The 10,656-nt window shown below is 74.6% G+C and carries 6 protein-coding genes and 1 pseudogene; 5 read left to right on the top strand and 2 right to left on the bottom strand.

Annotated features, from left to right (window positions below; all coding sequences use genetic code 11):
* Positions 1 to 270 precede the first annotated feature (270 nt).
* Complete coding sequence (locus AAHZ94_RS19580) at positions 271 to 2,196, top strand: hypothetical protein (protein WP_349994267.1); 1,926 nt, start codon at positions 271 to 273, stop codon at positions 2,194 to 2,196.
* A 714-nt stretch (positions 2,197 to 2,910) separates the two neighbouring features.
* Here AAHZ94_RS19580 and AAHZ94_RS19575 read toward each other — a convergent pair.
* Positions 2,911 to 3,858, bottom strand: coding sequence for a L,D-transpeptidase family protein (locus AAHZ94_RS19575; RefSeq protein ID WP_349994266.1), 948 nt, complete (start codon positions 3,856 to 3,858; stop codon positions 2,911 to 2,913).
* Between the two features lie 193 nt (positions 3,859 to 4,051).
* Between AAHZ94_RS19575 and AAHZ94_RS19570 the strand changes: the two genes are divergently transcribed.
* Together AAHZ94_RS19570 and AAHZ94_RS19565 are read left to right on the top strand one after the other, a co-directional pair.
* Complete coding sequence (locus AAHZ94_RS19570; protein ID WP_349994265.1) at positions 4,052 to 4,696, top strand: GNAT family N-acetyltransferase; 645 nt, start codon at positions 4,052 to 4,054, stop codon at positions 4,694 to 4,696.
* A 731-nt stretch (positions 4,697 to 5,427) separates the two neighbouring features.
* Positions 5,428 to 6,993, top strand: a complete 1,566-nt coding sequence (locus AAHZ94_RS19565; RefSeq protein WP_349994264.1) for an erythromycin esterase family protein — start codon at positions 5,428 to 5,430, stop codon at positions 6,991 to 6,993.
* A 348-nt stretch (positions 6,994 to 7,341) separates the two neighbouring features.
* Here the strand turns inward: AAHZ94_RS19565 and AAHZ94_RS19560 are convergent.
* Positions 7,342 to 8,049 (bottom strand): annotated as a pseudogene (locus AAHZ94_RS19560) (FadR/GntR family transcriptional regulator); the annotation flags it as partial.
* A 130-nt stretch (positions 8,050 to 8,179) separates the two neighbouring features.
* Here AAHZ94_RS19560 and AAHZ94_RS19555 point away from each other — a divergent pair.
* Entirely contained in the window at positions 8,180 to 8,734 is a 555-nt protein-coding gene (locus AAHZ94_RS19555) for a gluconokinase (RefSeq protein ID WP_349994263.1), read from the top strand.
* Between the two features lie 11 nt (positions 8,735 to 8,745).
* Entirely contained in the window at positions 8,746 to 10,143 is a 1,398-nt protein-coding gene (locus AAHZ94_RS19550) for a GntP family permease (protein ID WP_349994262.1), read from the top strand.
* Positions 10,144 to 10,656: the final 513 nt, after the last annotated feature.

Genomic DNA, 10,656 nt, shown 5'->3' with positions numbered 1-10,656 from the left:
GGCGGCCGGGGGGGGGGCTCGGTTTTGTTTATACGAGCCAGCCCTGGGGGGGACCAGGCGGGGGCGGGAGCCGGCCCCGCTACCGCGCCGGGGGGCGCCGTCCGCCGTACGACCGGGGGCGCCGGCGCTGACGGGCAGGGAGGGGATGCCGGCCGAGGTGGGGGCGGACGCGGCGGGGGAAGCGGTCACGACGCAGCGCCTGGGGCGTAGCGGCGCGGCGACGTCCGCGAGTGTGACGGATTCGTGCCCGCGGACGCAGAGGGACATGTGATGGCCGACAAGCACCAGTACGGCTGGCTGGATGACGACGCCGCAGAGCGGTTGCTCAGCGGCACTCCGGTGCAGGGCCACAGCGCGTTCAACGCCGCGCACACCACCCCTCCCGCACCCGATAAGACCCCTGCTGACCTGGGGCGGAGCCTGGCGGAACGAATCGCCAACGCGGGCTCAGAAGACTCGTCCGACGCGGGTGTACGGGCCGTGGGCGAGGAAGCGGACCCGGCCATGAACGCCGGCCAAGCGGAAGATGATCAATCCTCAGGTCTGGCGCGCCCGCCCGCCCCCGGCGCGTTCGACGCCCCTGCCGCTCCGGGTGTTTCCCGTGCCACCCGTAGTGGCGGCTGGCATCACGGGGCGCGTGTTCCCTACGGCCGCGGCGCGACGGGCGGCGCCGGTGGCCGTGCTGCTTCCGCCGGGCCGGAAGCGGGTCGGGTCGTGATGGAGCAACGGCTTGCGGCCGTGCTCGCGGCCGTGGCCGAGGACGCCATCGGGCCGCTGGCCCGTCCCACTGGCGAGAGCGACCCGCTCCCCGGCGAGGAAGCGGCGGTCGCCGCCTTCCGCGCGGCCCGGGCGGCCCCTGCCGCGTCCCTGGCCGGCCCGCTCGGCGCCGTGGCTTCCGACGCCGCCTCCGGCTGTCCGTCGCCGGGTCACGACGGCGCCCGGACCTCCGAGACTTTGGGGCGCGCTCCCGGCGAGTCCAGCCCTGCACCGACTGCCGGCTCGACCGCGGGCGCACGTGAGGCCCGGCGCGCCGGTCGAGACACCGATCCGCTGCGCGGTCAGGGCGCGCACAGTGCCCACGACGGGGCCAGCCGTCCACCCGAGGCCAGCCGTTCAGCCGGGGCCGGCGGGGCGGACGCGCCGGCGCGCGAACCCGCGACCACCGGCGTCGACGCGGGCGCGCGTGGCGGGGTCGGGCAACCCCGTACGCCTCTCACCACGGCGCGCGGCAGACGTACCACCGGGCCCCCGGCGACCGCCGCGCCGAACCGTGCGGACGCCGGACCTGGCCGCAAGGGCAAGCCCACCCGCGGGAGAACGTTGTCGGTGCGCCGGCCGCTGCGCGCCGGGCTCGCCGCGGCCCTGGTCGGCTGCGCCCTCGGCAGCGTGGCCGTCGCGGCCGGCACCGGAGTGTTGGCGACCCCCTTCCGGGGCGGTATGCGGCCTGCGCCGGCCCCCAGCATGACGGCCGCCGAGACGCCGCAGGGTGCCCTGCCCCAACCGAAAATGAGTGACGCGGGTAGCACGTCGACGGGCAGCCCGAATCCCTCGGCCACCGCGCGCGGTGGTGAGTCCGAGCCCGCCGGTTCGGCCTCGTCCCACCCCAGCGACGAACCGAGCCGGGAGGGCGACGCCAGCCCGACCGGCGGCTGGGCGGACGGCTGGGCAGAGGGCCACCGCCCGCCGGTCACTCGGCCAGGTGGCCGCCCCAGCCATCAGCCGCCGCGGTGGAAGCCCGACCCCACCAGGAAGCGGTGGGCGATCGCGGTGTGCCGGGACTATGTCGCGCAGAAGAACGGCCATGACGCCGGTCTCGACCAGGAGACCCTGCTCACCCTGGAGCGATCGGCCGGCGGAGCCGGTGCCGTACGCAAGTTCTGCGCCGACCTCATCGCCGAGGGCACCGACTCCCACCCGGGCACGGGTGGGGTCAGCGGCGGCCTCAGCGGTGGCGCCAACGGCGGTGGTGGTGGCGGAGGGGGCGGCGGTGGTGGTGGCAGCGACCACGGCGGTGCCGAGCCGGGCGGCGGCGACCACGACGGTGATGCGGGCGGCCACGGCGGTGGCCCCGGCGGTCCCGGAGAGGGAGAGGGCAACAGGCCCCCCGCCACGGGCGGCCCGTCCCCCTCGGAATCGGCCACCGAGAAGCCCTCCGCCGCCCCGAGCGGCACGCCGAGTCCCACCACGGGTCACTGAATGTTCATGCCGACATCGGAGCGTTGGCGGGGCGCGCGGGCCAACTAACAGCCCCGAGAACTCGGACATAATCCAGCAAAATGTGCAGCGTAAGGTGATGTGCGTCGCTCAGAACCGATGAGGTGTGACGTTTTCTCGCTTCACGGCGCTGTACGGAGCGGGCCGACTGGTCATCGGCCGCGCGCAAGCCGGGGTTCCCCCCGTACCTGCGGCTACGCGCACTCGGCGCGGGTGGGGCACGTTCCCCCGGCCCCGCCCGCCCCCCCTCTTCTTTCGCCCTGCCCTCGTTGCCTGACACGGCACGGCGCTGCACGGCTACGGCCCCACAGAGTCCCCGTCAGTCTCGCCTCGGATGTTGGCGGCGCGCGCCGGGCTCGTGCCGCGTACGGCGGCGGTCAGCGGGTCTGCACCGGCGGCGATGGCGGCGAGTCTGCGCCGGCGGCGACGGTTCTGCACCGCCGGCGGCGACGGGGCTGCGCTGGCGGCGGGTCCGCGCCCCCGCCCTGCCGCGCTGTTGGCGCCCGCGTGCGCGCCTCCCCACGAGCCCCGATACGCGCCCGAGTGCGTGCCCGCACCCGCGGCCACGCACACCCGCTCCCTCTCTTCATGCTGGAGCCCGCTGATGAGGCTCCGGCGCAGGCCGGGGGAGAGCGATCGTTGCCGGCCGCGGCAGTTCCCGAGCCGCAAGGGCCGGCGCGCGCTGCGCGCCGGCGGCTAGCGGTAGACGACGACCTTGTCGCCCGCCTTGACCTGGTCGAAGACGGCCGCGATCTTCTTCTTGTCGCGGACGTTGACGCAGCCGTGCGAGGCACCGTTGTAGCCGCGGGCAGCGAAGTCCGACGAATAGTGCACGGCCTGGCCGCCGCTGAAGAACATCGCGTACGGCATCGGGGAGTCGTAGATCGTCGAGACGTGGTCACGGCTCTTGAAGTCGACCTTGAACGTGCCCTCGCGCGTTGGCGTGTACTGCGAGCCGAAACGCACGTCCATGGACGCGACCACCTCGCCGTTGATCATCCACGACAGCGTCCGGCTCGACTTGCTGATACACAGCGTCCGGCCGGTCATACAGCGCGCGTCCGGCTTGGCGACCGGGCGGGTCGTCGGCGGGTACAGCGCGGCCCGGCTCGGCTTGTCCGTCAAGTCACGCAGCTTGGACCAGGACTTGGTGTCCAGAACGCCGGTCACCGGCCGGCCGTAGCCGCGCTGGAAGGCGGCGACCGCACGGCTGGTCACCGTCCCGTAATAGCCGGTCGGCTGGGTGTGGAAATGGCCCAACTGGCGCAGTCGGGCCTGGAGTTCTCGCACCTTCGCGCCGCTGGCTCCGGCCGCGAGCACCGGTGGCTGCACCGGATTGGCGGGGCGTGTGGGCCAGGTGCGGTGCGCGGGTGGCGTGGGGCGATGGGTGCGGGGCGGCGGACTGGGGCGGTGCGTACGGGGGGTGGTGCGCGCCGGCTCGGGGGCCGCGTGGGTGCGCTTCGGCGTGCGGTGTTCGCGGTGCTTGTGCGGCGGGGGCGACTCGCGGTGCTCGGTGGCGGATGGGCTCCGCGTGCCGTCGGCCCGTATGGTCTCCGGCTCGCACCCCGTTGCGGCCGTGACCACGGCCGCTGCGGCAAGCGCGGCGAGCGCACCCCGCAGCACGGGTCCGGATATCCGGCGCATCTCTTGCCCCCCACATCACGGCGATCACAGCACAGCGATTTTCCCCTTCCACCTATGCCCTTGGTCGCCCGGGGCCGAACCTCCGCGCCCGCACCTTGGCGCGTCTTCGTGGGGTGGGCGGGGGACGTGGCGAGCCCGGACGGGTCGGGAAAATCCGGGTGCCGGCGGTCGCTCGGCGGGGCCACAATGAGCCATGTTGACCACGCACTGGCCGCTGGTCGGGCTGCGGATCACGACGCCGCGCCTGGAACTGCGGCTTCCTGACGACGCGGACCTGGCCGCGCTGGCCGACCTCGCCGCCGATGGCGTGCACGCCCCGGACCGGATGCCGTTCACGGTGGAGTGGACCGACGTCCCCGCGGCCGAGCGCGCGCGTTCGGTGGTCCAACACCACTGGCGGAGCCGGGGCGAGTGGAGCCCCGCGGACTGGAGCCTCGGTCTCACCGTGTTCGAGGCGGGCCGGCCGCTGGGCATGCAGGAGTTGTCGGCGCGGGACTTCGGCGTGCTGCGCACCGTGAGCACCGGCTCCTGGCTCGGGCTGCGCCACCACGGCCGGGGCGTGGGCACCGAAATGCGCGCCGCCGTGCTGCACTTCGCCTTCACCGCGCTCGGCGCCCGCGAGGCGGTGTCCGCCGCGTTCACCGACAACGCCGACTCCCAACGGGTCTCCCACAAGCTCGGCTACCAGCCGGACGGCGTGCAGCGCGTCGTCTCCCGAGGCCGCCCGGCGACGCTGCAACGCCTCCGCCTCTCCCACACCGACTGGCGCCCGCCGCGGGACCTGCCGATCACCATCAGCGGCCTGGAGCCGTGTCTTCCGCTCTTCGGCATCGGCTAGGGGTTTGCGGCGGCGGGCCGCACGGACGCGTACGTACGGGCGCGGAGCGGGACGGGTGCGGGGCGGGATGGGCGTGGGGGGCCAGCCTCCGCGCGGGGCGAGCCAGCCTCCGCGCGGGGCGGGCCAGCTTCCGCGCGGGGAGCGGCTCGCTGCCTCATCGCTCGCCGCCTGCTGCCCACGCGGCGCCCACTGCCACCGCAGGTGTCGCCGCCGACTGATCAGGAACGGCCGTCAGTTGACCGGGGCCGATCACCGTAGGACGGTCGGCGGTCCGTGGCGGTGACCCGCGGCATGCGGTGGATCACGGCGGCCAGTGTGCCCCTGCTCACGCTCCGACCCGGTGCCCGGGCCCGCCGCCCCCCACCGGTGCATCGGCCCGCCACCTGCACAGACGCACGCCGCGGACCGGTGTACGGGCCGCGCCGACCCCCTCGCCCGGCCCCCGCCAGGGCCCACTCGGCCCCGCCCCGCGGCGCCTCCCACCGCCGAGGCCCCCTTGACCTGAACCGAGGTTGAGGCCGGAGGCTGGGGGCGTACGCACGTCGTTCCACCGCAGGACCGGACGTCTGGGCCTGGGCACGGCGGGCTCGTCCGCGGCGCGGGCGGCCCGTCGGCCGGCGCGGCCCCCCCCCCCGCCCCGGCGCGGGGGGGGCGGGGCCCGGGGGGGGGGGCCGGGGGGGGGGGGGCCCCGGCGGCCGGCTCGGCCCACCGCCGCTACCGAGGAGCACGCCATGCACGCGCCCACCGATCCGTCCGAGCCCGCGCCCGGCCCCGCATCGGCCGCCGCAGGCCAGGCCGCCGGCCCCGCCACAGGCCCGAGAGCCGGGCTGGCGGCCGGTTCGCGGCCGGCCCCGGCCGACGCGCCGGGGCCACAGCCCCCGGGCGGGCGCACGGCCCGGGCGGCGGACGTCGACGACGGCGGTTCGGCCGCCGCAGCCGTACGGCACTGGATCGCCAGCCATGCCCACCCGCTCACCGACCTCGGCGCCCGCGCCCCGCTGCACCACCTCGCGCCGTTGACCGCCGCCGTCGGTTCGGCACAGGTCGTCGGCATCGGCGCCGCCACCCGCGGGGCCGCCGAACTGACCACGCTGGCCCACCAACTGATCCGGCACCTGGTGACCGAACGGGGCTTCCGCTCGCTGGCCCTGGACGAGGACTGGTCGAAGGGGCAGCAGTACGACGCGTACGTCACCGGCGCCCCCGTGCCAGGCCGCGAAGCGCCCGGCCCCGTCGACCCGCGGGACCTGCTCGCCGACGCCTGGGCCCCGCACCGCAGCGCCGAGTTCCTGGCCGTACTGCTCTGGATACGCGCCCACAACCAGCGCCACCCCGACGACCCGGTGCGCATCGTGGGCCTGGACCACGGGGCCGTGCAGGCGCACACCTATGACGCGGTGCTCGACCACGTCGCCGCCACCGCCCCCGAGCACCTGGCCGAACTCCGTGACCTGTACGCCGGGCTGCGCCCGCCTGGGCCGGTCGCCGAACACGTCCGCTGGTACGTCGACCTGCCGGACCAACGCCCCGTGTACGCGCGGGCGCGACGCGCCAGGGAGCGGGTGGCGAGCCTGCCCGCCGGCCCCGAGCAGGCGCTCGCGCTGCGCCAGGCGCGCGTGATCGAGGGCTTCTACGCGTACCACGGGCGCGAAGGACTGACCGGAGGCCGACCGGCCGGCGACGGGCCAGCAGGGGACGGAGCGACCGGGTCCGGACCGACCGCAGACGAACCGACCGCAGACGAACCGACCGGTTCCAGCCGCACCGGCACCACCGACGCGGACGCCGTCGGCGGCCCGGACGGGACCCTTCCGCTCATGGCCGAGAACGTCATCTGGTGGCACCATCACACCGGCCACAAGATCATCTTTTGGAGCGGGCTCGGTCACACCGCGGTCGGCGCGCCGCTCACCGCCTCCTTTCCGCCGGCGCCGGACTCGCCCGCCACCCGCTGGAACGAGGGCGGCGCGCTGCGCCGACACTTCGGCGCCGGCTACGCCTCGGTGGGCCTGATGTTCGGGCACGGCCGGGCCGTCCACACCGTCGCGCCGCCGTCGCCCGCCCTCGCCGATGCGGTCCTCAGCACCGCCCGCCCCGACGCGTACCTGCTGGACCTGCGCGCGCCGCAACCGGTGGCGGTGCACGGCTGGTTCGACGCCCCGGCCACCGTGCGCCTCATCGGTCCGTTCTACGAGGCCGCCCGCGACGCGGACTACCACCTGACCGGCGGCCGGCTCACCGACTGGTGCGACGTACTGGCCTGGGTCCCCGAGGTGACGCCGCTGGACTGGCTGTAGCCGGATGGGACGGGCGCCCCGGACGCGCAGCGCACGGGGGCGCCCGCCGTGGTCCGCGGGGCGCAACACTCCGGCCGGCCCGCCGCGCGCCCCCGGCGAGCGCGCCCCGCTCGCCGCGCGCATCCCACCAGGCGCGACATCGCCGCCCCGCGCCCCGCGCAGCCCCTCCGCCCCGCCCTACGGCGCCGGCAGGTCCAGCACGCCAGGCGCATCGGACACGCCCGACGCATCGGACGTGTCGGCCGCATCGGGATCGTCAGATACGCCAGGCACACCAGGCGCGCCAGAAATACGAGCAACGCCAGGCGCATCGAGCCCGTCCGGCACGTCAGGCACCTCCGGCACATCCAACACATCAAGTTCGGCCATCGCGCCCGTCGTGATCTCCCGGGTCAGTGCCTCGGCGCGGGCCGCGTCCCGTTCGCGGATCGCCTCGGCGACGCGTACGTGCAAGGTGACCGCCGCCGGGTCGGGGTCGGGGAACATGATGTGGTGCTCGGTCCTTCCGGCCAGCACCTCGGCGACCACGTCGCCGAGCCGGGCGAACATCTCGTTGCCCGACGCGTTCAGCACCGTGCGGTGAAAGGCCATGTCATGCACCAGATACGCAGCGAGCTGCTGGCCGCGTGAGGTGGCCACCATGCCCAGCGCGTGCTCGGTGAGTTCGGCGCACTGCTCGGGGGTGGCCAGGGTCGCGGCGAGTCCGGCCGCGACCGGTTCGACGGCCGAGCGCAGCACCGTGAGGGAGCGGAGCTGCCGCGGCCGGTCGCTGCCGGCCAGCCGCCAGCGGATCACCTGTGGGGCGAAGACGTTCCACTCGTGACGGGGGCGGACCGTGACGCCGACCCGGCGCCGGGACGCCACCAGGTCCATGGACTCCAGCACCCGCACCGCCTCGCGGATCACGGTGCGGGACACCGCGAAGCGCCGTTCGAGCTCGTCCGTGCGCAACACCGTCCCCGGCGGGTACTCACCCGCGGTGATCGCCGGCCCGAGCGACGCCAAGACGCGGGCGTGCAGCCCCCGCCCCTCCAGCCGCTGCCCCTCGATTCCCATGGGGCTCAGCGTACGGGGCACCCCGGCGGCGATTAAGTATGACTTTTAAGTCACAGACACTTGAATACGTCGTACCTATACGTGAAGGTATGGGGCGTCGTCGAGGTCGATGAAGACAGCGAGGTTGTCCATGCAAACTGCCCACGTCGTGGTCGTCATGGGCGTGTCCGGAACGGGCAAGTCCACCGTCGGCGAGTCGCTGGCCGCGCTCCTCGACGTCCCGTACGCCGAGGCCGACGACTTCCACCCGGCACGGAACATCGCCAAGATGTCGGCCGGCACCCCGCTCGACGACGCCGACCGGGCGCCCTGGCTGGACGCCATCGGCGCCTGGGCCCACGGCCAGCACCGGCGGGGCGGCGTCGTGAGCTGCTCGGCACTCAAGCGCAGCTACCGCGACCGGCTGCGCGCCGCCGCGCCTGGCATCGTCTTCCTCCACCTCACCGGCGACCGCGCGCTGATCGCCGAGCGGCTGCGCGCCCGCAAGGGCCACTTCATGCCCGGCGCGCTGCTCGATTCGCAGTTCGCCGACCTCGAACCGCTCCAGGCCGACGAACGGGGCGTCGCCGTCGACGTCACGCCCGCCCCTGCGGTGATCACGCAACGCGCGATCGAAGGGCTCGCCCGCCTCGACCCGCAGGACCCGGACCGCTCCGCCCAGCGGCGCCCCACCCCGTACACGTAAGGAACCGTCCCGTGCGCACTCTCAGCGTCGAGATGCTGGCAGCGGACACCGCCGAACCCATCACCTCGGCGGGTCACGCACAACTCGGTAGCGCCGTCCTGGTCGGCATCGCCGTCATCGTCCTGCTGATCACCAAGTTCAAGCTGCACGCCTTCCTCTCCCTGACCATCGGTTCGCTGGTGCTCGGGGCGGTCGCGGCGGCGCCGCTGGACAAGGCCATCGCCAGCTTCACGACGGGGCTCGGCGCCACGGTCGGCGGCGTGGGCGTCCTCATCGCGCTCGGCGCCATCCTGGGCAAGCTGCTCGCCGACTCCGGCGGCGCGGACCAGATCGTCGACACCATCCTGGCCCGCGCGAACCGGCGCACCATGCCCTGGGCGATGGTCCTGATCGCCGGCATCATCGGGCTGCCGCTCTTCTTCGAGGTCGGCATCGTGCTGCTGATCCCGGTGGTGCTGCTGGTCGCCAAGCGCGGCAACCACTCCCTGATGCGCATCGGCATCCCGGCCCTCGCCGGCCTCTCCGTCATGCACGGCCTGGTGCCGCCGCACCCGGGACCGCTCGCCGCCATCGACGCGATCGACGCCAACCTCGGCGTCACGCTCGCCCTCGGCGTCCTCGTCGGCATCCCGACCGCCGTCGTCGCCGGCCCGCTGTTCGCCCGTTACGCCGCGCGCTGGGTGGACGTCAAACCGCCGGAGGGGCTCATTCCGCAGCGCCCTTCCGCGGACCTCGAACGCCGCCCCAGCTTCGCCGCCACCGTCGCCACGGTGCTGCTCCCGGTCGTCCTGATGCTGGCCAAGGCGCTGGTGGAGATCGTGGTTGACGACCCGCAGCAGCACGTGCAGCGGGTCACCGACGTCATCGGCTCGCCGCTGATCGCGCTGCTCGCCGCCGTGCTGGTGGCCATGTTCACGCTCGGTCGGGCGGCGGGCTTCGGCAGGGAGCGGCTGGCGTCCACGGTGGAGTCCTCGCTGGTGCCCATCGCCGGCATCCTGCTCATCGTCGGTGCTGGTGGGGGCTTCAAGCAGACCCTGATCGACATCGGCGTCGGCCAGATGATCCTGGACTTCTCCGAGGACTGGAACGTCTCGCCGCTGCTGCTCGCCTGGCTGATCGCCGTCGGCATCCGCCTCGCCACCGGCTCCGCCACGGTGGCCACCATCTCAGCGGCCGGCCTCGTCGCCCCGCTGGCCGCCGACATGTCCACCACCCACCAGGCCCTCCTGGTACTCGCGGTCGGCGCCGGCTCGCTGTTCTTCAGCCACGTCAACGACGCCGGCTTCTGGATGGTCAAGGAGTACTTCGGCATGGACGTCGGCCAGACGATCAAGACCTGGTCGCTGATGGAGACGATCATCTCGGTCGTGGCGGGCGGCTTGGTTCTGCTTCTCTCGCTGATTCTCTGACGGGGGCGGGGCCGTCGCGTCGCTGCTCCGCCGCGCCGCCGGGCCACCAGGCCGCGTCGTCGTCTCGTCATGTCGCCGGGACGGTTCGGTACGGGACGGCCCATGCGGGGAGAAACCGGTCAACCCGGATGCGTCGCGGCGGCCGACTCTCAGTCGGACGAGTGGGCTTTGCGCGCGGCCGAGTGACGGACCTTGGTGCACCCACCGACGCTGCGCCACGCTCGCCGGATGCAGGCACACGAGCGGGACGTGCGGGAGCAGGGGCCCGTACCCGCCGCGCGACCGGCGGCGCCACGGCCGATGCCGCGCGGCACGCACCGCGGCGACCCGGGGCACCGACCGGCCACGCCACCGCACCCCACCCCCGAACACCCCGCACCCCACCGCGGAACCTCCCACCCCGTCCGGCGTACGCGCCGACCCGGCCCCGGGGGGGGGGGCCCCCCCGCCCCCCCGCTGCATTCCGGCGCCCCAGGGGCGGGGTGCCGACGTGAGAGGGATATTCCCGTCAAC

Origin of the sequence: Streptomyces sp. HSW2009, assembly GCF_040240285.1 — a bacterium.
Lineage (GTDB): Bacteria > Actinomycetota > Actinomycetes > Streptomycetales > Streptomycetaceae > Streptomyces.
Note: the sequence above shows the minus strand (reverse complement) of the source record. Positions and strands in the feature narration are given on the sequence as shown.